The 25,233-nt window shown below is 68.0% G+C and carries 19 protein-coding genes and 1 pseudogene; 19 read left to right on the top strand and 1 reads right to left on the bottom strand.

Annotated features, from left to right (window positions below):
- Nucleotides 1-9: 9 nt before the first annotated feature.
- A complete protein-coding gene (locus ACEVQ6_RS18930) occupies nucleotides 10-1,200 on the bottom strand; it encodes a hypothetical protein (RefSeq protein WP_374890607.1) in 1,191 nt (396 codons plus the stop codon).
- A 174-nt stretch (nucleotides 1,201-1,374) separates the two neighbouring features.
- Between ACEVQ6_RS18930 and ACEVQ6_RS18925 the strand changes: the two genes are divergently transcribed.
- The 19 genes and pseudogenes from ACEVQ6_RS18925 to ACEVQ6_RS18840 all read left to right on the top strand — a co-directional run.
- A complete protein-coding gene (locus ACEVQ6_RS18925; protein WP_374890606.1) occupies nucleotides 1,375-2,313 on the top strand; it encodes a MurR/RpiR family transcriptional regulator in 939 nt (312 codons plus the stop codon).
- Between the two features lie 274 nt (nucleotides 2,314-2,587).
- On the top strand, nucleotides 2,588-3,862 hold the full coding sequence (locus ACEVQ6_RS18920; protein ID WP_374890605.1) for an ABC transporter substrate-binding protein: 1,275 nt from the start codon (nucleotides 2,588-2,590) through the stop codon (nucleotides 3,860-3,862).
- Between the two features lie 138 nt (nucleotides 3,863-4,000).
- Entirely contained in the window at nucleotides 4,001-5,893 is a 1,893-nt protein-coding gene (locus tag ACEVQ6_RS18915) for an ABC transporter permease (RefSeq protein WP_374890604.1), read from the top strand.
- 16 nt (nucleotides 5,894-5,909) lie between these two features.
- A complete protein-coding gene (locus tag ACEVQ6_RS18910) occupies nucleotides 5,910-6,956 on the top strand; it encodes an ABC transporter ATP-binding protein (RefSeq protein WP_374890603.1) in 1,047 nt (348 codons plus the stop codon).
- Nucleotides 6,946-8,103 carry an amidohydrolase/deacetylase family metallohydrolase gene (locus tag ACEVQ6_RS18905; protein ID WP_374890602.1) on the top strand — a complete coding sequence of 386 codons (1,158 nt, stop codon included), beginning with the start codon at nucleotides 6,946-6,948 and terminating at the stop codon, nucleotides 8,101-8,103. Before ACEVQ6_RS18910 ends, ACEVQ6_RS18905 begins: the two co-directional genes overlap by 11 nt.
- Nucleotides 8,104-8,119: 16 nt before the next feature.
- The gene (locus tag ACEVQ6_RS18900; protein WP_374890601.1) at nucleotides 8,120-9,592 is read left to right on the top strand and encodes an aldehyde dehydrogenase family protein; all 1,473 of its coding nucleotides are present in this window, start codon (nucleotides 8,120-8,122) and stop codon (nucleotides 9,590-9,592) included.
- Nucleotides 9,589-10,140 carry a hypothetical protein gene (locus ACEVQ6_RS18895; RefSeq protein ID WP_374890600.1) on the top strand — a complete coding sequence of 184 codons (552 nt, stop codon included), beginning with the start codon at nucleotides 9,589-9,591 and terminating at the stop codon, nucleotides 10,138-10,140. The genes ACEVQ6_RS18900 and ACEVQ6_RS18895 overlap by 4 nt, the downstream gene beginning before the upstream one ends.
- Nucleotides 10,137-11,765, top strand: a complete 1,629-nt coding sequence (locus tag ACEVQ6_RS18890) for a GMC family oxidoreductase (RefSeq protein WP_374890599.1) — start codon at nucleotides 10,137-10,139, stop codon at nucleotides 11,763-11,765. Before ACEVQ6_RS18895 ends, ACEVQ6_RS18890 begins: the two co-directional genes overlap by 4 nt.
- A gap of 11 nt (nucleotides 11,766-11,776) precedes the next feature.
- Nucleotides 11,777-12,877: a DSD1 family PLP-dependent enzyme gene (locus ACEVQ6_RS18885; RefSeq protein ID WP_374890598.1), complete on the top strand. Its 1,101-nt coding sequence runs from the start codon at nucleotides 11,777-11,779 to the stop codon at nucleotides 12,875-12,877.
- Nucleotides 12,874-14,010, top strand: coding sequence for a pyridoxal-phosphate dependent enzyme (locus tag ACEVQ6_RS18880; protein ID WP_374890597.1), 1,137 nt, complete (start codon nucleotides 12,874-12,876; stop codon nucleotides 14,008-14,010). The genes ACEVQ6_RS18885 and ACEVQ6_RS18880 overlap by 4 nt, the downstream gene beginning before the upstream one ends.
- A gap of 76 nt (nucleotides 14,011-14,086) precedes the next feature.
- Nucleotides 14,087-16,870, top strand: coding sequence for an ATP-binding protein (locus tag ACEVQ6_RS18875; RefSeq protein ID WP_374890596.1), 2,784 nt, complete (start codon nucleotides 14,087-14,089; stop codon nucleotides 16,868-16,870).
- A 164-nt stretch (nucleotides 16,871-17,034) separates the two neighbouring features.
- Nucleotides 17,035-18,573, top strand: a pseudogene (locus ACEVQ6_RS18870) (GMC family oxidoreductase); the annotation flags it as partial.
- The gene (locus tag ACEVQ6_RS23680) at nucleotides 18,553-19,074 is read left to right on the top strand and encodes a RidA family protein (protein WP_454952418.1); all 522 of its coding nucleotides are present in this window, start codon (nucleotides 18,553-18,555) and stop codon (nucleotides 19,072-19,074) included. The pseudogene ACEVQ6_RS18870 and the gene ACEVQ6_RS23680, both read left to right, overlap by 21 nt.
- A gap of 454 nt (nucleotides 19,075-19,528) precedes the next feature.
- Nucleotides 19,529-20,791: an ADP-dependent glucokinase/phosphofructokinase gene (locus ACEVQ6_RS18865; protein WP_374890594.1), complete on the top strand. Its 1,263-nt coding sequence runs from the start codon at nucleotides 19,529-19,531 to the stop codon at nucleotides 20,789-20,791.
- Between the two features lie 56 nt (nucleotides 20,792-20,847).
- Nucleotides 20,848-22,164 (top strand): ABC transporter substrate-binding protein, encoded by a 1,317-nt coding sequence (locus ACEVQ6_RS18860; RefSeq protein WP_374890593.1) that lies wholly within the window; start codon nucleotides 20,848-20,850, stop codon nucleotides 22,162-22,164.
- A gap of 121 nt (nucleotides 22,165-22,285) precedes the next feature.
- Nucleotides 22,286-23,185: a carbohydrate ABC transporter permease gene (locus tag ACEVQ6_RS18855; protein WP_374890653.1), complete on the top strand. Its 900-nt coding sequence runs from the start codon at nucleotides 22,286-22,288 to the stop codon at nucleotides 23,183-23,185.
- A complete protein-coding gene (locus ACEVQ6_RS18850; RefSeq protein WP_374890652.1) occupies nucleotides 23,182-24,009 on the top strand; it encodes a carbohydrate ABC transporter permease in 828 nt (275 codons plus the stop codon). The genes ACEVQ6_RS18855 and ACEVQ6_RS18850 overlap by 4 nt, the downstream gene beginning before the upstream one ends.
- 9 nt (nucleotides 24,010-24,018) lie before the next feature.
- Nucleotides 24,019-25,086, top strand: coding sequence for an ABC transporter ATP-binding protein (locus ACEVQ6_RS18845; RefSeq protein WP_374890592.1), 1,068 nt, complete (start codon nucleotides 24,019-24,021; stop codon nucleotides 25,084-25,086).
- Between the two features lie 28 nt (nucleotides 25,087-25,114).
- Nucleotides 25,115-25,233, top strand: a 119-nt coding sequence (locus ACEVQ6_RS18840; RefSeq protein WP_374890651.1) for an SDR family NAD(P)-dependent oxidoreductase, incomplete at its 3' end; no start/stop codon positions are given.

The raw sequence follows: 25,233 nt of genomic DNA, 5'->3' as shown, positions 1-25,233 counted from the left end.
GCGTGAGGCTCAGCGCCCGAGGCCGTCGACGGCGGCGCGCACCCAGTCGAGGCGGCGCTCCGGGATCAGGCCGTAATTGTAGAAATTGATGCCGTCGGCGCCGGCCTCGACCGCCGCTTTGGCGCGGACGGCGAGGTCGGCGGCCCCGGTCATCTCGGGATAGAAGACGCGGAAGCCGGCGCCGAGACATCTGTCCGCTCCGAGTGCCGCGCGCCCCTCGCGCATCAGGTCTTCGACCGCGCCCGGCGTCATGTCATAGCAGCAGAGGATCGCCCCGTCGCAGACGCGCGCCACCGCCTTAAGATCGACGCCGCCGAGCCAGCCGTTCTTGAGGTCGATCAGCACGATCCTCGTCACCGGATCGGCCTTTTCCCGGATCTCGGCGATCAGGCTTGTCACCGGCGCGCTGCGCCATCGAAGGAAGGCGTGGAGCGCCGGAAAGGCCCGGAAGGCGTCGATGCCGGCCTCGGGGAAATCGGGAAAGCGGACCGCCGGGATCTCGCGCTCGCAGGCCTCGGCGATGAAGCCCTTCACGGTCTCGCGCGCCGACCCGATGTCGACACCGGCGTCGCCCGCGCGCGCGGCGCAATGGTCGCAAAAGCAGAGCGACAGCAGGAAATCGTCCTCGGGGAGCAGGCCGACGCCGTCCTTTTCGTGGTGGTACTCATGGGCGAAACCCATGAAGTTCGGGCTTTCGAGCTCCAGCATGTCCGGCCGGTAGGTCTTGGTGATCTCGGCCACCATCGTCACGACATAGTCGCGCGCGGCCGGGCTCGACGGGCAGAGATTGTAGCAATTGGCATTGCCGAAGGCATTGCGGGTGACGTGGCCGGGATGCAGCATGCCGAGCCGGGTATTGTGCAGGCAGACGGTCCAGCAGGAGACCTTCAGGCCGTCGCCCGCGTCGCGCGCGCGGGTCAGCGCCGATAACATGTCGCCGCGCTCGGCGACATTTGCCGCCATCAGCGGGCGGATCTCCTTGCCCGCCCAGACCGCATCGTCGGGTGTGTAATAGACCGTGCCGTCCTCGGGAAAATAGGCCTTCTGCGCCGGGCTTCTCGGCTGGAGGAAGCGCCCGGCATGGTAGGAGGTGGCGAGGCTTACCGTGTTCAGCCCGGCCCGGCCTTCGAGATCCGCCCGGATCCGCGAAAGCCCCTGGTCCTGGACGTCCCAGGGATAGGTCCACATGGAAAGATGCATCGTCCGGCCCCGTCCTGTCGCCCGCGTTGGACACAGGATTCACTTGTCCAGTCAAGTCGTCAAGGGGAGGGGTCCGGCTTTTTGCCGCACGCAACCCTTCGGTGAATTGCCGTCCCGCGATTGTTGACACGCCGCGCATTTGGGCGGAACGTCGTGGCAAAACCGGAGACATTCATGGCCAGCAGGCAGCAATTGCGCCCCGCCGACCCGCGCTTCCAGCCGAAGAACGGGGCGAAAGACGACAAGGCGCAGGACATCCTCGGAACGATCATCGACGCGAAACCGGGCTTCTCCAAGTCGAACCGGCGGATCGCCGAGGCCATCCTCTCGGCGCCGCACCGCTTCGTCGAGCTGCCGATCGAGGAACTGTCGAGCTGGCTTGCCGTCTCCGCGCCGACGATCACCCGCTTCGCCCGCACGCTCGGCTGCGACGGCCTGAAGGACCTGAAGCTGAAGATCATGGGCTCGGTCAGGATCGGCATCCACTATCTCGAGCCGCCGACGCCGCCGGCCTCGATCGCCGAAGTGGCCGAGCGGGTCAGCAAGCGGGCGCAGAAGACGATCGCCGACATGCACAACATGGTCGATCTCGCCCGCGCCGCCCGCGTCATCGAGGCGATCAGCGCCTGCTCGACGCTCTACGCCTTCGGCAATGGCGGCGTCTCGTCCTGGCTGGTCGCCGAGATCCAGAACCGCTTCTTCCGGCTCGGCATCCGCGTCGTGCCCTGCTCTGACGAGCAGATGCAGCTGATGCTCGCCTCGACGGTCGATCGCGGCGACGTGGTGCTCGGCTGCTCGCTGACCGGCGCCAACGAGGGCCTCGAGCAGGCGATGCTGGTGGCGCGCGAATACCATGCCGTCACCATCGCCCTGACGCGCAGCGGCTCCGGCCTTGCCGCCGCTGTCGACGCGTTCCTGCCGATCGACAGCCCGCCCGACGAGGACATCCTCAGCCCCGCCTCGATCCGCTACGCCTATCTGATCGCCATCGACATCATCGCCTATGGCGTGGCGATCGCCCGCAAGGATGCCGGCCGCGAGAAGCTGCGCCGGCTGAAGCAGCAGCTCGCCACCACCCGCGACATGCCCGACACCCAGCCGCTGTGCGATTGATTTTCATGATTATTTTTTGCATTTTCTGATCAAAAATTTTCCATTCGACGCCGATGCTGCAATTGCGAAGTCAAAAATGATCCAAAAATAAAATTTTCCTAGACAGTCTGAAAAAATCGCGCATAGTTACCCCACAAGCAGCGTTCACCGGCCGCGCCCCACGCGCGGAGGACGGGACTTACTGCGCATCTATTCCGGAACACGCCGGAAGCAGACATCAAGAACCGATCGTCAAGGGGAACTAGCAATGACGTCTTCGCTGGAACGACTTCTCATGTCCAGACGGCAGATCCTGGGCGGCGCCGCCGCCCTGTCGGCCGCGAGCCTGATGGGCGGACGGGCCTTTGCCGCCCCGTCGACGCCGCTCAACTTCGCCGGCTGGCAGTACCAGCCGCAGATCGTCGACGAGAACGTCAAGACCTTCATGAAGCTCTACGACGAGAACGTCGCCTACGAGCTGATCACCGGCGACTACCATCCGCTCGCCGAGACGAAGCTGACCGGCGGCCAGCATCTCGACATGCTCTATGCGGAAGAGAACTACATCGCCCGCTGGCACACGGCGGAATGGATCCGGACCCTCGAGGGACTTCCGGGCATCGACGAGATCAAGGCGAAGATGTTCCCGGTCTCGATCCAGTCGCTGTCGCTGCCGACCGGCGAGCTCGCCGGCCTGCCCTATTACGCCGGCTACAACACCTTCCTCTACAACGAGGAGCATCTCGCCAAGATCGGCGTCGAGTCGCCGACGACCTGGGATGCGGTCCTTGAAGTCTGCCGCAAACTGAAGGCGGACGGCATCTCCGACGCGCCGTTCCACGGTATGTGGCAGCAGCAATGGCCGAACATGTCCTGGCACATGTTCGCCTGCTGGTATTCGGAAGGCGCCAAGGTGTTCGACGCCGACGGCAATTTCGTCGACGAGCCGGCGCTGCGCAAGATCCTCGAGGTGCACCAGACGCTCTACAAGGAGAAGCTGGTCGTCGAGGACATCATGACGCTGCCGGGCGAGGGCGTGCCGAGCTACGCCTCCGGCCGCCACACCTTCATGGTCGTGCACGACTACAACCACAAGGTCGCCAACGACCCGGCCGTCTCCAAGATCGCCGGCAAGGTGAAGAACGCGCTGATGCCGGGCGCCACCCGCTCGACCATGGCCTGGACCGCCGCCTATCTGATGGGCGCCAAGCCCGTCGACGAGGAGCGCGTCTGGAACCTCCTGCAGTTCTTCGGCGGCAAGGCGAAGGACGGCCAGTACCACGTCATCAAGCGCTGGGCGCTCGAATTCGGCCTCGGTTCGGGCTACAAGGAGGTGATGGAGGATCCGGAGATCGTCGAGAGCTTCTCCAAGTGGCGCGACCTGAAGATCTCGTCGGAGCAGCTCGGCATGGCGACGGCGCGCTCGATCGGCAAGACGATCTGGTTCCCCGAATGGGACATGTTCATGATGCAGCAGGTGCAGGAATACATCCGTTCCGGCTCGTCCACCGACGCGCTGGTCACCGCGCTCGCCGACAAGGCGGCCGAACTGAAGGCCCAGTATCAGTAAGCAGGCGCCTTCCCGAAGGAAAGCGCAAAGGTCGACGGCCGGCTCGCGCGGCCGGCCGGCGACCGGAGTTCAGCCCCGAACGGCATCGTGCCCGCGTTCCTCCCGCGCACTGCCGATGCCGACCTGCGAGGGACAGACATGACCGTGACCGCCGAGACCGCGACGATGACGCTTCCTTCCAAAAAGCGCCGCCGCATCGGCCGCCTGCCGGCCTTCGCCTACCTGACCGTCACGCCGACCCTGGTGCTGATGGCGCTGATCGTCGGCCTGCCGCTGCTCTACAGCCTCTACCTCTCCTTCAACAGCACCAACCCGATCACCAAGCGCTGGATCTTCGTCGGCTTCGCCAACTATACGAAGATGTTCGAGACCATGGACTTCTGGTACGCGCTGGCGCGCACCGCCTATTTCTCCGCGCTCGCCGTCGTCGGCACCACCGTGCTCGGCACGCTCTTCGCCCTCGTGCTCAACCAGACCTTTGCCGGACGCGGCGCCCTCCGCTCGATCGTGCTGGTTCCCTGGGCGATGGCGCCTGTGTCGATCGGCGTGCTCTGGTCCTTCGTCTATGCCGGCAATTTCGGCCTGCTCAACGGCTTCCTCCACGATATCGGCCTCGGACGCCTCGCCACCGCCTGGTTCGGCGACGGATTTCGCGCGCTGAACCTCGTGGCGCTGACGCAGATCTGGAACCAGGCGCCGCTGACGACGCTGATGATGCTGTCCGCGCTGCAATCCATGCCCGCGAGCCTCAACCGCGCCGCGCTTCTCGACGGCGCCGGGCCGGTCAAGCGCTTCTTCTCGATCACGCTGCCCTGGCTCAAGCCGACGCTGCTCTTCTCCACCATCATCGCCACGATCAACGCGCTGATGACCTTCGACATCATCTGGATCATGACGCGCGGCGGGCCGGGGGCGGCGACCACCACCTTGTCATGGCTCGGCTACATGCAGTCCTTCCAGTTCCTGAAGTTCGGCGAGGGCGCGGCGATCCTCTACGTGCTGACCATCCTCAGCCTCGCCTGCGCCATCCTCTATTTCTTCGTGCTGAGCCCGCGCCGGGCGACATCCGCCAGCGCGCCGGCCGAGGTCGAGGTCGGGGTGGCGGCACGCAAGGCGCGGCCGACCATGGTGGCGATCCCGCCCTGGACCGTCCGCCCCCTCCTGCATCCGGCGACCGCGAGGACGGTGAGGAGCGTGCTCTTCCGGCTGGCCGTCGCGGCGATCGCCATCTGGTCCTTCCTTCCCGTGGCGGCGCTGGTCTTCATCAGCCTGTCGCCGGCGACCGACCTGATCCGCACGCCGCCCTCGATCATTCCCTCGACGCTGACCTTCGAGAACTACCGCATGGTGCTGATGGCCGAGGGCACGGCCGGCGTGCAGGCGCAGCGCGTGCCGGTGTCGCTGTTCAACAGCTTCGTCATCGGCGTCATCGTCTCGGTGATCAACGTCGCGCTCGGCACCTTTGCCGGCTACGGCTTCGCCCGCTACGGCAGGCACCGCTTCTTCTCCGTCAGCCTCTGGGTGCTGCTGCTCACCCGCATGGTGCCGGCGCTGACCCTGGTGCTGCCCTTCTTCGTCATCTTCCGCTCGCTCGGCCTGATCGACACCTATCTCGGCGTCATCATCGCCTATTCCACCATCCTGATGCCGCTCGCCGCCTGGATGATGAAATCGAGTTTCGAGACGGTGCCGCTGAGCCTCGAACGCGCCGCCGAGATCGATGGCTGCAGCCGCTGGACCATGTTCCGCAAGGTCCTGGTGCCGGTGGTGCGCCCCGGCATCATCGCGGCGCTGATCTTCTGCTTCCTCGTCTCCTGGAACGAGTTCCTCTTCGCGATGATCCTCACCTCGACGCCGCGCACCCAGACGATCCCGGTGATCATCGCCGGCTTCCTCAACCAGGCGCGCTTCTACGAATACGGGCCGCTCTTTGCCGCAAGCGTGCTCGCCATCATCCCCCCCGTGGCGGTCGCCTTCTTCTTCCAACGCTACCTCGTCCAGGGTGCGCTGTCCGGCGCGGTCAAGGGCTGATCTAAGGAGTACACCCATGGCATCGATCAAGATCTCCGGCCTCGAGAAGCGCTTCCACACCGTCCATGTGCTGAAAGGTCTGGATCTTGCGATCGAGGACGGCGAGTTCATCTCCTTCCTCGGGCCGTCGGGCTGCGGCAAGTCGACCCTTCTGTTCTGCATCGCCGGCCTCGAGGAGATCAACGAGGGCACGATCCGCTTCGACGGCCGCGACATCACCGATCTCGGGCCCCGCGAGCGCAACATCGCGCTGGTCTTCCAGGACTACGCCCTCTACCCGCATATGAGCGTGCGCGAGAACATCGCCTTTCCGCTGCGCCAGCAGAAGCTCGACGACGGCACGATCGGCAAGCAGGTGGCCTGGGCCGCCGACGTGCTCGGCATCGAGGCGCTGCTCGACCGGCTGCCGGCCGAGCTTTCCGGCGGCCAGCGCCAGCGCGTCGCCGTCGGCCGCGCCATCGTGCGCAACCCCTCCGTGCTTCTGATGGACGAGCCGCTGTCGAACCTCGACGCGTCGCTGCGCGTGCGCATGCGCACCGAGATCCGCAAGTTGCAGAAGGAACTCGGCATCACCGTCATCTTCGTCACCCACGACCAGGAGGAGGCGATGGTGCTCTCCGACCGGATCGCGGTGATGAAGGACGGCATCGTCCAGCAGTTCGCCGCGCCGATGGAGGTCTACAACCACCCGGCCAACCGCTTCGTCGCCGGCTTCATCGGCTCGCCGCAGATGAATTTCCTGCCCGCCGAACTCTGCGGCGCGACGGCCGGCCATGTGGTCGGCGTGCGCCCGCACGACCTGAAGCCCGGAACGGTGCCGGGCGGGCTGACGCTTTCCGGCGAGCTGATGCTGGTGGAGCCCGCCGGCCCCTTCCAGTTCCTCGACGTCGCCGTCGGCGGCCATGTCGTGCGCGCCACCTGTTCCGATCCGGCCGGGCTTTCCCCCGGCGAGCGGATCACGCTGTCGGCCGGCGCCGATGCCGTGCGCTATTTCGCGGCCGACACCGGCCTGCGCCTCACACCCTCCGTTACGGAAACCGAAAGCCGCCTACATGCCCTATGATCTCGTATTGAAGAACGGGCGCGTCATCGATCCCTCGCTAGGGATCGACCGCGTCACCGACGTCGCCTTTTCCGCCGGCAAGGTCGCAGCCCTCGGCGACGGCCTGTCGGGCCTGAAGGAGAAGGTCGTCACCGGCCTGATCGTCACGCCCGGCCTCATCGACCTGCACACCCATGTCTACTGGGGCGGCACCTCGCTCGGCGTCGATCCGGATGCCTTCGCCCGCATGAGCGCGGTCTCGACCTGCGTCGACACCGGCAGCGCCGGCCCCGGCAATTTCCCCGGCTTCCGCAAGCATGTGATCGAACGCTCGACCGCGCGCGTGCTCGTCTACCTGCATGTCTCGTTCGCCGGCATCTACGGCTTCTCGAAGAACATCATGATCGGCGAAAGCCATGACCTGCGCCTGATGGCGGCGCGCGACGCCGTCGAGGTGATCAACGACAACCGCGACGTGATCATCGGCGTCAAGGTGCGCATCGGCCGGCATGCCTCCGGCCCCTCCGGCATCCAGCCGCTCGACATCGCCCTTCAGGTCGCCGACGAGACAGGCCTGCCGCTGATGGCCCATATCGACGAGCCGCCACCGTCCTATGAAGCCGTCGTCGCCAAGCTGCGCAAGGGCGACGTGCTCACCCATTGCTACCGCCCCTTCCCGAACGCGCCCGTCGACGGGCGCGGCAAGGTGAAGGAGGAGATCCTCGCGGCGCGCGAGCGCGGCGTCCTGTTCGACATCGGCCACGGCATGGGCTCGTTCTCGTGGAAGACGGCGCGGGCGATGATGGCGGAGGGTTTTCCGCCCGATACGATCTCCTCCGACGTGCACGCGCTCTGCATCGAGGGTCCGGCCTATGACCAGGTGACGACCATGTCGAAGTTCCTGCCGCTCGGCATGTCGCTCACCGACATCATTGCCGCCTCGACGGTGAATGCGGCGAAGGCTGTGCAGCGCCCCGAACTCGGCACGTTCAAGGTGGGCGCGCAGGGCGACGCCAGCGTGCTCGAGCTGCGCGACGGGGCGTTCCCGCTGGAAGACGTGCGCGGCGAGGTCGTCGTCGCGCCGCAACGCTTCTTCGCCGCCGGCCTCGTCATTGCCGGCCGCGACATCGGCACGGACGCGGCGCCGCTGGCGCATGCCGCCGAATAAGGACAGGGAGAGAGAGATGCACGGAACCTACACGCTGAGGGGCGCGGCCCGCAATTTCATCGGCGGTGAATGGATCGCGGAAGCCGAGACCATGCCGGCGGTCAATCCGGCGACCGGCGAGACGATCGGCGCGCTGCCGAAATCGAGCCGCGAGACGGCGGCAAAGGCCGTCGCCGCCGCCAAGGCCGCGGCACCCTCCTGGGCCGCGACGCCGGTCTTCAAGCGCGCCGAGATGTGCGTCGCCATCGGTGCGGCGATCGACGCCGAGCGCGAGGCGATCGCCCGTCTCCTGTCGCTCGAACAGGGCAAGATCCTCGCGGAAGCCATGGGCGAGGTCGGCAAGGCCGCCGACGGCTTCCGTCTCGCCGCCGAACTCGTCAAGCAGATGGGCGGCCAGACGCTGCCGGCCGAGGACCCGACCAAGCTCGTCATGACCCTTCGCCAGCCGCGCGGCGTCTATGGCGTGATCACGCCGTGGAATTTCCCGGTCAACATCCCGGTCGAATATCTGGCGCCGGGGATCGCCACCGGCAACGCCATCGTCTGGGTGCCGGCGCCGTCGACCTCGCTCGTCGCCTGCGCGCTGATGGAGGTGATCGAGAAGGCGGGGCTTCCGGCCGGCGTCGTCAACCTCGTGATCGGCGAGGGGGCGACCGCCGGCGACGCCGTCGTCGTCCACAAGGATGTCGCCGCCATCGGCTTCACGGGGAGTGCCGCGACGGGCAGGCGCATCGCCGAGCGCGGCGCCGGCAAGCCGATGCTGCTCGAACTCGGCGGCAACGGCCCGGTCATCGTCTACGAGGATGCCGATCTCGACGCGGCGGCGGCGGCCGCCGCCGGCGGCGCCTTCTTCAATGCCGGCCAGGTCTGCGCCGCCACCGGCCGCGTGCTCGCCCACTTCTCGATCGTCGACGATCTCTGCGCCAAACTCACCGTGCATGCGCAAAAGCATGTGCTCGGCGATCCCTTCCACCAGGGCACGACGATGGGCCCGCTCAACAATGCCAAGGTCGCGGCCAAGGTGAAGGAGCATGTCGACGACGCGGTCGCGAACGGCGCCACGGTGCTTGCCGGCGGCAAGCCGCGCCCGGATCTCGGCGGCTCGCTCTATTTCGAGCCGACGATCGTGCGCGGCGTCACCCGCGAGATGAAGCTCAACCGCGAGGAGACGTTTGGCCCGGTCGTGCCCGTCATCGCCTTCAAGGACGAGGCCGAGGCGCTCGATCTCGCGCTCGACAGCGATTACGGCCTCTCCGTCGGCGTCTTCACCCGCGACGTCGCGCGCGGCGTCGAGGTGGCGAAGGCGATCCCCGCCGGCATCGTCAACATCAATTCCGGCAGCACCTACTGGGAGATCCACCTGCCCTTCGGCGGCGGCTCGAACACCAAGAGCGGCATCGGCCGTCTCGGCGGCATGCACACGATGGAGGCGATGACCGAGCTGAAGATGGTCACCGTCACGATCGACCCGAAGGCTGCGGCACGATGAGCGCTCCCGCACGAAGCCCCGAGCGCAATTCGCGCCTCTCGCCGAAGGACAAGGCGCAGATGCTCGCCCTCCTCGTCGACGAACTGATCCCGGGCGCGGAGGATTTCCCCTCCGCCTCCGCCGCAGGCGTGCACGGCATCCTGGCAATGCGGCTGTTCTCCGATCTGGGATCGACGCTCGCCGAGACCGTCGCCGACCGCCTCGGCTTCGCCGACGGCGACCTCGCGAGCGGCGATCCGGAGGCCCGCATCCGCGCCGTCTCCGCCTTCGAGGCGGCCGATCCCGATCTCTTCGACCGGATCTACACCGCCGCCGTCATCGCCTATTACGAGACGCCCTTCGTCATCGAGGCCATCCAGCAGACCGGCCGGCCCTATTCCGCGCGGCCGCATGTCACCGGCTATCCGATGGCACCCTTCGATTTCGGCCGCGACACGCCGACCCATGGCCGCGGCGCCTATCTCAGGACCGACGAGGTGCGGCGCGTGGACATATCCGGCCTCGACCTCGACACCAAGACGACAACCCGATGGGGGCTTGAACGATGACCGATGAGCGTATCTGCGATGTCCTGATCGTCGGCTCCGGCGCGACCGGGGCGCTCGCCGCCCTGACGCTCGCCGAGGCCGGCCTCGACGTCGTCTGTCTGGAGCAGGGCTCCTGGGTGGAGGCGAAGGACCATCCGCATCTCCACTCCGACTGGACCTGGCAGCGGCGCACCAACTGGAGCCCGGACGTCAACAAGCGCACCCACCCCGACGACTTTCCGGTCCATTCGGATTCCTCGCAGATCCTGATGTGGAACGCGGTCGGCGGCTCGACCAATGTCTATGGCGCGATCTGGCCGCGCTACCGGCCGTCCGATTTCCGGAAAGGTACCGAGCACGGGCTGCAGCCGGACTGGCCGATCACCTATGAGGACGTCGCCCCCTATTATGAACAGGCCGACCGTCTCGTCGGCGTCTCGGCGCTTGCCGGCGATCCGGCGATGCCGCCGCGCGACACGCCGCCGACACGGCCGATGCCGGTCTCGAAGGTGGCGAAGCGGCTCGCCTCCGGCTTCGACACGCTCGGCTGGCACTGGTGGCCGGTCGAGGCGGGCACGATCACCGAGGATTACGACGGCCGTCCCGCCTGCAACAATTGCGGCACCTGCAACGGCTGTCCGCGCGGCTCGATGAGCAAATATTCGCTGTCGATCTGGCCGAAGGCGCTCGAGGCCGGCTGCGAGCTGCGCATCAATGCGCGGGTGCTCAGGATCGAGAAGGGCCGCGACGGCCGGGCGACCGGGGCGCTCTATGTCGACCGCAACACCGGGCACGAGCATTTCCAGCGGGCGAAGATCGTCATCGTCGCGGCGAACGGCATCGGCACGCCGCGGCTGCTGCTTGCCTCCGACAACCTCGCCAATAGCAACGACCAGGTCGGCCGCCACCTCATGCACCACACGCTGGTCGCCTGCGAGATGTGGGTGGACGAGCCGGTCGACGGGCAGATCGGCTATGTCGCCTCGCTGCTGTCGCGCCAGTTCGCCGAGACGGACGTCTCGCGCGGCTTCGTCAACGGCTTCAACTTCAACTGCATCACCTCGACGGCCTCGGCGGGCGAGCTTGCCGCCGGCTGGTTCACCTCGGCCCGCGCCCCCTGGGGCAAGGGCCATCATGAGTGGTTCAAGCGCCGCTTCGGCCATTCGATCGGCGTCTTCGCCATCGGCGACGACATCCCCAACCCGGAAAACCGCGTCACGCTCGACCCGGTCTTGAAGGATTCCGACGGTGTTCCGGCGGCGCGCACCCATTACGCGCCGGGCGAGAACGACCGGCGGATGATGAACTACATGCTCGACCGGCTCGAAGACCTCGCCAAGGCCTGCGGCGCCTTCGACTACCGGCTGCAGGACTACCGCGACAAGGACGGCGTCTACCGCACGCCGGCCTGGCACATGATCGGCACCTGCCGCATGGGCGCGGATCCGGAAACCTCCGTCGTCAACAAGTGGCACCAGACCTGGGAGGTGCCGAACCTCTTCATCGTCGACGGCAGCGTGCTCGCGACCGGCGGCGTCGTCAATCCGACCCCGACGATCTCGGCGCTGGCGCTTCGGGCCGCCGCCTATATCCGCGACAATTTCGAGACGCTGTCGACCGCGACGCGGCCCTCGATCGCGGCGTAAGGAGCGTGACGATGTTGCAGAGACCGCCGGCCGAGCCCGGCATGGACGAATCCGAGGTCGATACGCCCGCCCTCATCATCGATCTCGACGCGATGGAGGCCAATCTCGACCGGATGGCCGCCTTCTGCCGGGAAAACGGCGTGGGCCTCAGGGCGCACGCCAAGACGCACAAGTCGCCGGTCATCGCCCGCTGGCAGATCGCGCGCGGCGCCGTCGGGCAATGCGTGCAGAAGACGGCGGAGGCGGAGGCGCTCGCCTGGGGCGGCGTTTCCGACATCCTCGTTTCGAACGAGGTGGTGACGCCGCGGAAGCTCGCGCGTCTCGCGGCGCTGGCGAAGATCGCCGATGTCGCGGTCTGCGTCGACGATGCGCGCATCGTCGGGCTGGTCGAGGCGGCGGCGGAAGCCGCCGGCGCGCGCATCCGGGTGCTGGTCGAGATCGACGTGATGGGCATGCGCTGCGGCGTGGCGCCGGGAGCCGATGCGGCGGCGCTCGCCCGCCGGATCGCGGCGAGCAATTCCCTCATCTTCTCCGGCCTGCAATCCTATCAGGGCGCCGCCCAGCACCTGCGCAGCGAGGAGGAGCGGCACGGCGCGATCGCAAAGGCCGTGCGCGAGACGGTTGCGACGATCGAGGCGATCAAGGGCGAGGGGCTCGACTGCGCCATCGTCGGCGGCGCCGGCACCGGCACCTTCACCCATGAGGCGGCAAGCGGCGTCTACAACGAGCTGCAGGCCGGCTCCTACGTGTTCATGGATGCCGATTACGCCCGCAACGTGCCGTCGCCGGATTTCCGCCAGTCGCTCTTCGTGCTCTCGACGGTGATGAGTTCGGCGCGCGACGGGCTTGCTGTCGTCGATTGCGGCCACAAGGGGGTGGCGGTCGACAGCGGCCTGCCGCTCGTCGACGGGCGGCCGGACATTACCTATGTCGGCGCCTCCGACGAGCACGGGTCGATGACGCTCGACGGCCGTCTGACGGTCGGCGAGACGCTGCGCCTCGTCCCCGGCCATTGCGACCCGACCGTCGACCGCTACGACTGGTATGTCGGCATGCGCGGACGCCGGGTCGAATGCGTCTTCCCGGTCGCGGCCCGGGGCATGATGCAATGACGCGGCATGCCGGTGACACGGGGCTTTCGCTGCGCTGCGTCGCCTGCGGGACGGCGCGGGCCGCGACGCTCCTCTACCGCTGCCCGGCCTGCGGCGGCATTCTGGAGGTCGAGCGGCCGAGACCGGTCTCCGGCCGCTGGCGGCGCGGTGATTTCGTCTCCGACGCGGTGACGCTCGGCGAGGGGGAAACGCCGCTCCGGCAGGTCCCGCCGGCGCTGCTTGCTCCGGATTTTCATGGAAACCTGTTCCTCAAGGACGAGACGCGCAACCCCTCCGGCTCTTTCAAGGACCGGCTCGTCGCCGCCGCGCTGACGCGGGCGCTGGAGATGGGTGCGACCGGCATCGTCAGCGCGTCGAGCGGCAATGCCGGGGCAGCGGCGGCCTGCTATGCGGCGAATGCCGGCGTTCCGGCGATCGTCTGCTGCCCGGAGGCGACGCCGCATGGCAAGCTCGCCCAGATCCTCGCCTATGGCGCGGCGCTCGAACGCGTCCCCGGCCATTACGGCAATTCCTTCGCCCGCGCCATGGCGCTCGCCGGGGAGAAGGGCTACGTCAATCTGACGACCACCTATCTCAACCCCTACGGCGTCGACGCGCTGCGCCTCGTCGGGCAGGAGATCGCCGAGGACCTATCCGGCGATACGCCGGACTGGATCGTCATCCCGACGAGCTCCGGCCCGCTGGTCAAGGGCGTGCATCAGGGCTTTGCCGATCGCGGCGGCGCGATGCCGAAGCTCGTCGCCGCCCAGTCGGAGGGCTGCGCGCCGATCGCCCGCGCCTTCGTCGAAGGGTCGGCCGAGGTCCGGCCGTGGGAAAACCCGAAGACGATCGCCTCCGGCATCTCCGATCCGCTGACGACCTATCCCTTCGAAGGCAGCCACACGCTGGCGCTGGTGAGAGACAGCGGCGGGCAGGGCGTGGCGCTTGCCGACGACGCGATCCGCGCGGCGATGCACGATCTCGCTCGCCGCGCCGGCCTCTTCGCCGAGCCGACCGGGGCCGCCTCGCTCGCGGCCGCCCGACGCCTCTTCGCCGACGGGGCGATCGCCGCGACCGACACGATCGTCTGCATCGTCACCGGCCATGGGTTCAAGGATTTCGCCGCCTTTGCCGACAGCGGCGCCGGCCCCTGACGACGGGCGAAAGCGCCTTGCATCGGGCGTGATCTGGACTAAGCATGGTCTGCAACCGGTAAGGGTGGTGGGGGCCATGGTCGATACGGGGCGCGGGGGCAGGGCGGGCGACGTTCGGGCGCTGGAGCGGCGTTTCCGGCTGCTGGTCTCGGCGATCGGCCTTCCCGTCGTGCTGATCATGGCGCTGCTCGTCTACCGCGAATACCGGGCGGCGATCGACGACGACCTCGCCGTCCACGAGATCAAGGCGCGCGAATACATCGCCAAGATCGACGCGCTGGTGACGGCGGCCGACGTCTACGTCGCGGCGATGCGGCTGTCGATGGAGCGCAGCCTCGCCCGGCCGGCGGATCCGGCATCGGCGCTTCCCGCGGGGGGCGATGCGGTGCGCGACCTCGCCGGTGCCGTTCCGGACCTCGGCTTCGGCAGGGACCTGCTCGCCATGGCGCTTTCGGACGGCGTGGCCGGCCGGCCGGCGGCAGCGGCGGAGCTGCGCGGAACGGGCGAACTGCTGCCGCTTCAGCTTTCCGCCCATGCGACGCAGGCCTATTTCCGCTGGAGCTATTTCTTCTCGTCGGCGAAGGATCTGGTGGTCATCCACCCCTCGGCCCCGATCGCCGCGCTGATCGGCAGCGACGACCAGAGCGAGACGTTCCGCTCCTATTTCGACTATCCGCTCTACACCCTGGCGACGCCGCGGGAAAATCCCGGACGCAACGCCGTCTGGGCGCCGGTCTACCACGATGCCGGCGGCACCGGGCTGATGGTGTCGCACACCGCGCCGCTCTATGTCGACGGCGTCTTTCGCGGCATCGTCGGCACGGACGTGCTGGTCAAGGTCGTCTCCGACATCCTGATGCGCAACAAGGCCGGCCGCGAGGTGATGGTGCTCTCCGACCAGCGCGGCCACGTCATCGGCGATTCGCTCGGCCGCGCCGCGGCTGCGCCGGAGGTCCTGGCCGCCTCCGCGCTGCTGTCCTTCGCCGATGCCGACGCCGTCCCGGGGCGCTTCTTTCGGCAGGGCGACGCCTATGTCTATGCCGCCCGGATCGCCGGCACGCCGTGGCGCTTTCTCTATGCCGTCGATGTGGCGGCGGTCGAGGGCGATGCGCTCGGCGACGTGGTGCCCTATCTCGCCTATCTCGGCCTGCTCGTCCTGGCCCTGATCGCCAGCAACCTCGTGCTGGTGCGCATCTTCGTGCGGCCGGCCTTCCGGCTGCTGCATGCGGTCGAGGCGCTCGACGCCGGGCGGGCGCCGGTGCTCTCCGGCATTCCGCCGCTGTGGCGGCCGTGGTTCAACCGCATCGTCGCCCTCTTCTCCTCGCTCGCCGGCAGCCTGAGGAACGAGGCCGCCGCCGCCGCCAAGTCGCGCGCCGTCATCGACGTGGCGCTCGACGGCGTCGTCACCGCCGACCGCGACGGCATCATCCGCGATTTCAACCCGGCCGCCGCGCAGATGTTCGGCCTTGCCGCCGGCGAGGCGACCGGCAGGACGATCGGCGCGGTCATGGTGCCGGACGCGCACCGCGCGGGCCACGAGGCCGGCATGGCGCGGATGAAGCGGGGCGGGCCGTCGCGCATCCTCGGCGGCCGCGTCGAGATCACCGCCCGCCACAGCGACGGGCACAGCTTTCCGGTCGAGCTGCAGATCCACGAGGTCACCGACATCGGCGACATCCGCTACGTCGCCTATGTCCGCGACCTGACGGCGCAGCACGCCGCCGCCGAGGCGCTGGAGCGGCAGCGGCAGAAGCTCTACCAGGCGGAGAAGCTGAGCGCGATGGGATCGCTTCTGACCGGGCTCGCCCACGAGCTCAACAACCCGCTCTCCGTCGTCATCGGCCAGAGCGCCATGGTCGAGGCGGCGGCCGGCGCGGGCGCCGCGCGCGAGCGGGTCGTGAAGATCCGGCTTGCCGCCGAGCGCTGCGGCCGCATCGTCAAGACCTTCCTCGCCATGGCGCGCCAGCAGACGCCGGAGCGCAGCCTCGTGCTTCTCGGCGACCTCGTGCGCACCGCCGCCGAGATGCTCTCCTACGGTCTGCGCTCGGCCGGCGTCACGGTCGAGGTGGAGGATGCCGGCACACGGCCGGTCGAGGCGGACGCCGACCAGCTCTCGCAGGTGATCATCAACCTGATCGTCAACGCCGAGCAGGCCTTCGGCGACCGGGCGGGCACGCGCCTGATCCGCATTTGCATCGCGGAGGAAGGCGACGAGGCGCTGCTGTCGGTCGAGGACAACGGCCCCGGCGTGCCGGCGGCGCTGAAGGCGCGGATCTTCGAGGCCTTCTTCACCACCAAGCCGGTCGGCGTCGGCACCGGCGTCGGCCTCGCGGTATCCGCCAACATCGTCGCCGCCCATGGCGGAACGCTGACGGTCGGCGACCGGCCAGGCGGCGGCGCCGTCTTCAGCCTGCGCCTGCCGCTCGCGCCGGCCGAAGCCGCGAAAGCCCCGCCGCCCCCCGAAGAGGCCGCCCCGCCCGGGGCCGCCTCCGGCGCGGTGCTGATCGTCGACGACGAGCCGGACATCGCCGAGATCCTCGCCGATGTCCTTGAGACGGACGGCTACCGGCCGCAGATCGCCGGCTCCGTCGCCGAGGGCGTGCGCCATGCGCTCGAAAACGCCTATGCGCTGATCTTCTGCGACCTGCGCATGCCCGGCGGCGGCGGCACGGCCTTCTGGAAGGCGGTCACCGCCGCCCGCCCCGCGGCTGCCCGGCGCATCGTCTTCGTCACCGGCGACACGGTGAGCGGCCCGGACCTGATCGCCGAAGCGACCGGCAGGGAGAACGCCGTCATCCTGGAAAAGCCGTTTTCGCGCGAGGCGATCCGGAAAGCGATCGCCGATCTCGCAACCCTCTGAGATCGTGTCCACGACTGTTTCATATGCAAATCACAGTTTACATATGAACTCTTTTATGGTCTGCTCCCCCGTACCGCATCGGGGCGCCGCACGCCCGTTCCACGGGCCCCGCCGTCGCCGCAGACCCATGCGTCGTGTGACCACACCATCAGGGGAAGAATGCCATGTCGCATGATGTGATCGTCGTCGGAGCAGGGGCGGCAGGCGCCGTGCTCGCCGCGCGGCTGACGGAAAACCCGGACGTCCGCGTGCTGCTGATCGAGGCGGGTCCGGACTATCGCAGCGCCGAGCAGCCGCCGGAGATGGAAAGCCCGAACCCGTTCAACCTGCTGCTGCCGCGCCATTTCCAGGATGCCTACATGTATCCGGACCTGATGGCACGGCGGACGAAGGCGCAGGCGCACCGCGTCTACTGGCGCGGCAAGGGCATGGGCGGCTCGACCGCCGTCAACGGCCAGATCGCCATCCGCGGCATCCTGCACGCCTTCGACCGCTGGGCGCAGGCCGGCTGCACCGGCTGGTCGGGCGAGGACGTGCTGCCCTTCTTCAACAAGCTGGAAGACGACCCGATCGAGGTGAACCACCATGGCAAGGGCGGGCCGATCCCGATCCACCGCGCCCCGGTCGAGGACTGGGGCCATGTCGACCGGGCGATGCGGGAGGCGGCGCTTGCGCTCGGCCATGCCTGGCACGACGACCTCAACGCGCCGGACGCCGAAGGGGTCTGCTGCTATCCGATCAACAATCGCGGGGCAAAACGCGTCTCGACCAATGACGGCTATCTGGAGCCGGCGCGCGACCGGCCGAACCTCACCATCGTCGGCAACGCCACCGTCGACAGGGTGCTGCTCGACGGCCTGCGGGCGACCGGCGTGCGCGCCGTCGTCGACGGCAAGCCCACGGAGTTCCACGCGCCGCTCGTGCTGCTGTCGGCCGGCGCCATCCACTCCCCAGCCATCCTGCAGCGCTCCGGCATCGGCCCTGCAGGCCTGCTTGAGACGCACGGCATTCCCGTCGTCCGCGACCTGCCGGTCGGCAGGAACTTCTTCGACCACCCCTATTGCCGCATCGAATTGAAACTGAAGCCGGAGTTCAAGGCGAGCGACGTCGATGCCCGCCACACCAATTGCTGCATCCGCATGAGCTCCGGCCTGCCCGGCACCGAGCGCGACGACATCCTCTACGTCGCGATGAACCATGGCGGCATCGGCGTCCAGTCCGACAGCGCCCAGTTCGGCGAGGCGATGATCAACCTGATCCTGATGGAGGCGAAGAGCCGCGGCACGGTCGAGATCACCTCGGCCGATCCCTTCGCCCAGCCGGTGGTCGAGGAGAACATGCTCGACCATCCGCTCGATCTCGCGCGCATGCGGCAGGCCTATCGCCATCTCGGCGAGATCGCGCGAAGCGAGGCGGTGCAGGCGATCGCCGAGCGCATCCTGCTCGGCGATTCCGATCTGGCGCTCGACTGGCTGGCGACGGCGAGCGACGCGGAGCTCGACGCCTTCCTGCTCGCCCAGTCCTCCGACGCCCAGCACGGCATCGGCGGCTGCACCATGGGGCCGGAGGGCACGTCGGTCGTCGATCCCGACTGCCGCGTCCACGGCTTTACGGGCCTGCGCGTCATCGATGCCTCGATCATGCCGCTCGACTGCCAGGCGAACACCAACCTCACCTCGATCATGATCGGCGAGAAGATGGCGGCCGCGATCGCCGCCGAGCTCGAGACGCAGGTGCCGGCGCCGGACGCCTATGCGCGGCTGAGGGCGGCCGGGCTCACCCTGCCGAAGACGCCGTCGCCGGCCGGAACCTATGTCCCGGCGAAAATTGCCGGCGACCTCCTCTATCTCGCCGGCCAGGGACCGGCGAAGGAGGGCGGCGGCTTTTATGTCGGCAAGGTCGGCGCCGACGTCACCATCGAGGACGCCTACCGGCATGCCCGCCTCGTCGGCCTGCAACTGCTCGGCGTCGTGCACGACACGGTCGGCGACCTCAACCGGGTCGAGGTGATCAAGGTGCTGGGCATGGTCAATGCCGTGCCGGATTTCGCCGACCATCCGAAGGTGATCAACGGCTGCTCCGACCTTCTGGTCGAGATCCTCGGCGAGGCCGGCCGCCATGCCCGCTCGGCCGTCGGCATGGGCTCGCTGCCGAACGGCATGACCGTCGAGGTCGAGGTGATCCTGCGCGTGCGCCCCGCCTGAGGGCGCCGCGGCTTCGATTTTCCCGCCCACGCCCGCGCGGGGGCCGTGCTTCGGCCGACGCGGTTGCGACCGCCGGCCGTCCATGCCGCGGCACTCCCCCGCCCGGCATGTCCGCTGCCCCGGCCCGAGCGCCGGGGCCTTTTTCCCGAAGGATCGCCCGGGCGGGCGCGGGTCCGGCGCGTCGGGACGACGTGCCATCGGACGCCAGACGATGCCAGAATGCGCCGATCTCCGCTGCCTTGCATATCATCCCAGACAGAGATTTGAGATTTTTTGCGCATTTACCGCGAGTTTCACTGAGATTTGCACGCCTCAGGAAGTGATTTGACAGATGCCCCTGCTTCAATCGATTTGCGCATGGTAATTTTGCTCATTATTGCTCATTTTTGATTGACACTCATCCAATTCTTCCATCATGATGGCGACGGTTGAGAGAACACGACGGGAGGCGTGCATGCTCGACGGTACGAACCCCGCCGATTCCTATCGCCTTCTGTCGGGCCGGCTCGCTGCGATCGCCGCCTCGGCGCCGCTGACGCTGTGCGGCATGAGCGCCTGCGTCGACGCCCGGATCCTGCTCGCCGGGGCTTCGGCGCTCATCGATCCGGGCGCGCCGGACGACGCCGCCGCCTTCGGCGCGATGCTGAAGGACCGGGCGCGGCGCGGCGTCGGCGGCGAGGTCCGCGTCGACTGGCCGGACGGTCCGGCCTGGCTTGCCGCCCATGTGCCCGCGACCTATGCGCTCGGCGGCGTCGGCCCGCAGGCGGCCTGGGTGCTCTCGACGCTCGGCGCGCCGGCGCTGGTCAACCTCGAAGACCGAAGCCGCCACATGCTCGACCGCCTGCCGCCCGCGATCCTCGTCGCCGAGGACGGGCGCGCCGTCAGGGCCGACGCGCTGACGGAACGCGGCGCGCGCCGCCCGGACATCTACATCTTCGAATATCAGGCGGGCGTGGCGATCGGCGACGTCGTTCCGACGCGCTCCTCGCGCATCATCGTCCGCTTCTACGATCCGGGCCTCGAGCATGACGGCGCCTTCGACGCGTTGTCGCTCCACGGCGCGGCGACGGCGGGCGCAGGCCTCGTCGCCGGCTTCAACGCGGTGCCGGAGGGTGATCTCGACGCGGAGACGACCCGTGTCTTCGCCATGACGCGGGCCTGGGCGGCGGCCGGTCTCGACACCGTCCACCATGAGCTCAGCGGCTACGACCATCCCTCCTTGCGCGACCGGGTGCTGGCGGCCGGCCGCGGCGCCGTCACCTCGCTCGGCATGAGCCATTCGGAATTCCTCGACCTTTCACCCGAAGCGCGCGATCCGGCAGGCATGTTTTCCGCGCTCCGCGCGCTCGGCGAACGCCTGTCTCTCGACCGCGTCTGCATCCATGCAGACGACTGGGCGGCATCGGTGACGCGGCGCGATCCGGAGACGGAGGAACAGGCGCTGATGGCCGGCTGCCTCGTCGCCGCCACCCGGGCGGCCACGGGCAGACCGGCGCGGCCGGACGGGTTGCCCGAAGGGGCGCGCTTCGCGCCGCTGCCCTTCGGCGCGCGCGCCGGGGAGGGCGGCTGGCATTTCGTCGCGGTGCCGAGCCCCTATCTCGAACGTCCGGCGACCACGCTCGGCCTCGGCGACACCTTTACCGCGGGCTGCCTGCTCGTCCTGGGTGCGACAGGCCGCCTCGCATCGACCGGGGAGGTCCGACGGGCGGCCGTCTGACCGCCGCCCCACGCCCCGAACGACAAAAACAATCACGGCAACATATGGAGGAGACAATGAAGCCGATGAAAATGCTCACCCTTGGACTGCTGGCGAGCGTATTCGCCGGTCCGGCGCTCGCCGAGACCACACTGACGATCGCCACCGTCAACAACAACGACATGGTGGTGATGCAGCGCCTGTCGAGCGCCTTCGAGGAGGCCAATCCCGACATCAAGCTGAACTGGGTGGTTCTGGAGGAGAACACGCTGCGCCAGCGCCTGACCACCGACATTTCCACCAATGGCGGCCAGTACGACATCCTGACGATCGGCATGTTCGAGGCGCCGATGTGGGGCGAGCGCGGCTGGCTCCGGCCCTTCGACGCCGTGCCCGCCGACTACGACCTCGACGACGTGCTGCAGTCGGTGCGCGACGGCCTGTCCTTCGACGGCAAGCTCTTCGCGCTGCCCTTCTATGCCGAAAGTCAGATGACCTTCTACCGCAAGGACCTCTTGGAGGCCAAGGGCATCACCATGCCCGAACGCCCGACCTGGAAGGACATCGGCGAGATCGGCGAGAAGATCCACGATCCGTCGAACGGCGTCTACGGCGTCTGCCTGCGCGGCAAGCCCGGCTGGGGCGAGAATGTCGGCCAGATCACGCCGGCCGCCAACAGCTACGGCGCGCGCTGGTTCGACATGGACTGGAAGGCGCAGCTCAACACGCCGCAGTGGAAGGAGGCGCTGACTGACTATGTCGACCTCCTGAAGAAATACGGCCCTCCGGGCGCCTCCTCGAACGGCTACAACGAGAACCTCGCGCTGTTTGCCTCCGGCAATTGCGGCATCTGGGTCGACGCCACCGTCTCGGCCGGTTTCCTCGCCGATCCGAACCAGAGCACGGTGATCGACAAGGTCGGCTACGCCTATCCGCCCTATGGCAAGTTCGACAAGGGCAACCACTATCTGTGGGCCTGGTCGCTGGCGGTGCCGGTGTCCTCGAAGTCGCCCGAGGCGGCCGAGAAGTTCATCTACTGGGCGACCTCGAAGGACTATATCAACCTCGTCGCCAAGGACACGGGCTGGGCGACGGTGCCGCCGGGCACGCGTGAATCGACCTATGCGAATGCCGAATACATCGAGGCGGCGCCCTTTGCCAAGCTGACGCTCGACACGATCCAGTCGGCCGACGTCAACGGCCCGACGCAGGAGCCCGTGCCCTATCGCGGCATCGGCTTCGTCGGCATCCCCGAATTCCAGGCGATCGGCACCTCGGTCGGCCAGGAATTCGCCGCCGTCATCGCCGGCCAGAAGACGGTCGACGAGGCGCTCGCCGCCGCCCAGGCGCTGACCGAGCGGGCGATGGACCAGGCCGGCTACACCAAGAAGTAACGAAGCTCCCGGAAGAGGGGGTCGGCCGCTCCTGACCGGCCGGCCCCCGACATGCCTTCGACCACGGCGACGCACCATGCGGGGGGTCCGCCCGCAGGGCGCCTCGCCGTCTTTGCCGCCGATGGGTCACATGATGCAAACTCTGAACGGAACCGATCCCCGCATGGTGGCGCGCATGCGCCCGCTGCTCGCGCCCGCCGTCGTCCTGCTGCTCCTGTGGATGATCGTGCCGCTGGCGCTGACGCTGTGGTTCTCGGTGCAGCGCTACAACCTGCTCGCGCCCGGCACCGGCGGCTTCGTCGGCCTTGCCAACTACGCCTTCCTCTTCACCGATCCGGGCCTGATCAACGCACTTCTCAAGACCGTGCTGCTCGTCGGCGGCGTGCTGGTCGCGACCGTCGTCTTCGGCGTCGCCTTCGCCGTCGCGCTCGACCAGCATTTCCCCGGCCACGGCATCGCGCGGCTCCTCTGCATCGCCCCCTTCTTCGTCATGCCGACCGTGAGCGCGCTCGTCTGGAAGAACCTGCTGATGCACCCGGTCAACGGGCTCTTCGCCTATATTTCCCGCTCGCTCGGCCTGCCGGTCGTCGACTGGTTCGCGACGCTGCCGCTCTTCTCGATCGGCATCATCGTCGCCTGGCAGTGGATCCCCTTCGCGACGCTGATCCTGCTCACCTCGCTGCAATCGCTCGACCGCGAGCAGATGGAGGCGGCGCGCATGGACAGCGCCCGTGGCTTCAGCCTGTTCCGCTTCATCATCCTGCCGCATCTCTACCGCGCCATCACGATCGTGGTGATGATCGAGACGATCTTCCTGCTCTCCGTCTTCGCCGAGATCCTGGTGACGACCGCAGGCGGCCCCGGCAGCGCCTCGACCACGCTTCCCTTCCTCATCTACAAGACCGCGCTTCTGGACTTCGACGTCGGCGGGGCGTCGGCGGGCGGCGTGCTGGCGATCATCCTCGCCAATGTCGTCGCCTTCTTCCTCGTCCGCACCATCTCGCACAATCTGGATCGCTGACCATGCAGACGAAAACACGCTACACGATCATCGCGAGTGTTTGCGGCTGGGGCGCCGCGCTGATCATGTTCTTCCCGATCTTCTGGATGACGCTTGCCGCCTTCAAGACCGAGCCGATGGCGATCGCGACACCGCCTAAGCTCTTCTTCGAGCCGACGCTGATCAACTTCAAGACCGTGCTGGAGCGGGCGAACTATCCGCACTTCTTCATGAACAGCGTCGTCGTCTCCTTCGGCTCGACGCTGCTCGGGCTCGCGATCGCGCTGCCCGCCGCCTACGCGCTCGCCTTCTATCCGGGCAAAAGGGCGAAGGACCTGCTCGTCTGGATGCTCTCGACCAAGATGATGCCGGCGGTCGGCGTGCTCGTGCCGATCTACCTGATGTTCAAGGACAGCGGCCTGCTCGACACGCGCATCGGCCTGGTGCTGCTCTACATGCTCGCCAATCTGCCGATCATCGTCTGGATGCTCTACACCTTCTTCCGCGACGTGCCGAAGGAGATCCTCGAGGCCGGACGGCTCGACGGGGCGCGACCGTTCCGGCAGTTCGTCTTCCTGCTCCTGCCGCTGACGGCGCCGGGCATTGCCTCGACCGCACTGCTCTCGATCATCCTCGCCTGGAACGAGGCCTTCTGGAGCATCAACCTGACCGCCTCGAAGGCGACGCCGCTGACGGCCTTCATCGCCTCCTTCTCCAGCCCCCAGGGGCTGTTCTGGGCCAAGCTTTCCGCCGCCTCGCTTCTGGCGATCGGCCCGATCCTCGTCTTCGGCTGGCTGACCCAGCGCCAGCTTGTCCGGGGGCTGACCTTCGGCGCCGTGAAATAGGACACGACCATGGCCACTCTCTCGCTCAAATCCATCCGCAAGTCCTACGGCGCCTTCCAGGCGGTCAAGGGCGTCGACCTCGAGATCGCCGACCGCGAATTCATCGTTCTCGTCGGCCCCTCCGGCTGCGGCAAGACCACGCTGTTGCGCATGGTCGCAGGCCTCGAATCGATCACCGGCGGTGATCTCCTGATCGACGGAAAGCGCGTCAACGACGTCGAACCGGACCAGCGCGGGCTCGCCATGGTGTTCCAGTCCTACGCGCTCTATCCGCACATGACGGTCGCCGACAATATGGGCTTCGCGCTGCGCATGGCGGGCGTTCCGAAGGAGGAACGGCGGCGCAAGGTCGAGGAGGCGGCGCGCATCCTGCAGCTCGAACCCTATCTGGAGCGCCGGCCGGGGCAGCTTTCCGGCGGCCAGCGCCAGCGCGTCGCCATCGGCCGCGCCATCGTGCGCAAGCCGAAGGTCTTTCTCTTTGACGAGCCGCTGTCGAACCTCGACGCCGCGCTCCGGATGCAGATGCGCATCGAGCTCGCGCGGCTCCACCACGAGCTCGATGCCACGATGATCTACGTCACCCACGACCAGGTCGAGGCGATGACGCTCGCCGACCGCATCGTCGTCGTCAATGGCGGCGTCATCGAGCAGGTCGGCGCACCGATGGAGATCTATTCGAAGCCCGCCACCGTCTTCGTCGCCGGCTTCATCGGCTCGCCGAAGATGAACCTTCTGACCGGCGCGCTGACCGGATCCTCGGTCGTGCTCGACCATGGCGAGACCGTGCCGCTTCCCGTCCGCCCGCCGCTTTCCGAAGGCGCGAAGGTGACGCTCGGCGTCCGCCCGGAGGCGCTTGCCGTCGATCCCGGCGGCAGCGTAACGGGCAAGGTCACGGTCATCGAGCATCTCGGCGGCGAGACGCTCACCCATATCGACATCGGCCGCGGCCGGCTCGTCACCGTCAAGACCGCCGAGACCGCGCCGGCGGCGATCGGCGATCCGGTGAAGCTCCGGCCCGATCCCGGCCGCCTCCATCTCTTCGGTCCCGACGGCCGCGCCGTCGCGCTGGCCGGCTGACGTTACGCGAAGAACAGGAAGAGCATCGATGTATCTCGGGAAATACGACCTCAAGGGCCAGACGGCGCTGATCACCGGCGGCGGGCGGGGCATCGGCCTCTGCGCGGCGGAGGCGCTGGCGGAAGCGGGCGCGAAGGTGATCCTCTC

Origin of the sequence: Ensifer soli, from assembly GCF_041928815.1 — a bacterium.
Lineage (GTDB): Bacteria > Pseudomonadota > Alphaproteobacteria > Rhizobiales > Rhizobiaceae > JBHFEI01.
Note: the sequence above shows the minus strand (reverse complement) of the source record. Positions and strands in the feature narration are given on the sequence as shown.

What these genes read in the sequence shown, in the direction of transcription:
- ACEVQ6_RS18845 (WP_374890592.1), top strand. Translation starts at nt 24,019, where the DNA reads ATGGCCACTCTCTCGCTCAAATCCATCCGCAAGTCCTACGGCGCCTTC.
- ACEVQ6_RS18880 (WP_374890597.1), top strand. Translation starts at nt 12,874, where the DNA reads ATGACGCGGCATGCCGGTGACACGGGGCTTTCGCTGCGCTGCGTCGCC.
- ACEVQ6_RS23680 (WP_454952418.1), top strand. Translation starts at nt 18,553, where the DNA reads ATGATCGGCGAGAAGATGGCGGCCGCGATCGCCGCCGAGCTCGAGACG.
- ACEVQ6_RS18895 (WP_374890600.1), top strand. Translation starts at nt 9,589, where the DNA reads ATGAGCGCTCCCGCACGAAGCCCCGAGCGCAATTCGCGCCTCTCGCCG.
- ACEVQ6_RS18885 (WP_374890598.1), top strand. Translation starts at nt 11,777, where the DNA reads ATGTTGCAGAGACCGCCGGCCGAGCCCGGCATGGACGAATCCGAGGTC.
- ACEVQ6_RS18855 (WP_374890653.1), top strand. Translation starts at nt 22,286, where the DNA reads ATGGGTCACATGATGCAAACTCTGAACGGAACCGATCCCCGCATGGTG.
- ACEVQ6_RS18920 (WP_374890605.1), top strand. Translation starts at nt 2,588, where the DNA reads ATGTCCAGACGGCAGATCCTGGGCGGCGCCGCCGCCCTGTCGGCCGCG.
- ACEVQ6_RS18910 (WP_374890603.1), top strand. Translation starts at nt 5,910, where the DNA reads ATGGCATCGATCAAGATCTCCGGCCTCGAGAAGCGCTTCCACACCGTC.
- ACEVQ6_RS18925 (WP_374890606.1), top strand. Translation starts at nt 1,375, where the DNA reads ATGGCCAGCAGGCAGCAATTGCGCCCCGCCGACCCGCGCTTCCAGCCG.
- ACEVQ6_RS18875 (WP_374890596.1), top strand. Translation starts at nt 14,087, where the DNA reads ATGGTCGATACGGGGCGCGGGGGCAGGGCGGGCGACGTTCGGGCGCTG.
- ACEVQ6_RS18915 (WP_374890604.1), top strand. Translation starts at nt 4,001, where the DNA reads ATGACCGTGACCGCCGAGACCGCGACGATGACGCTTCCTTCCAAAAAG.
- ACEVQ6_RS18900 (WP_374890601.1), top strand. Translation starts at nt 8,120, where the DNA reads ATGCACGGAACCTACACGCTGAGGGGCGCGGCCCGCAATTTCATCGGC.
- ACEVQ6_RS18905 (WP_374890602.1), top strand. Translation starts at nt 6,946, where the DNA reads ATGCCCTATGATCTCGTATTGAAGAACGGGCGCGTCATCGATCCCTCG.
- ACEVQ6_RS18860 (WP_374890593.1), top strand. Translation starts at nt 20,848, where the DNA reads ATGAAGCCGATGAAAATGCTCACCCTTGGACTGCTGGCGAGCGTATTC.
- ACEVQ6_RS18890 (WP_374890599.1), top strand. Translation starts at nt 10,137, where the DNA reads ATGACCGATGAGCGTATCTGCGATGTCCTGATCGTCGGCTCCGGCGCG.
- ACEVQ6_RS18930 (WP_374890607.1), bottom strand. Translation starts at nt 1,200, where the DNA reads ATGCATCTTTCCATGTGGACCTATCCCTGGGACGTCCAGGACCAGGGG.
- ACEVQ6_RS18865 (WP_374890594.1), top strand. Translation starts at nt 19,529, where the DNA reads ATGCTCGACGGTACGAACCCCGCCGATTCCTATCGCCTTCTGTCGGGC.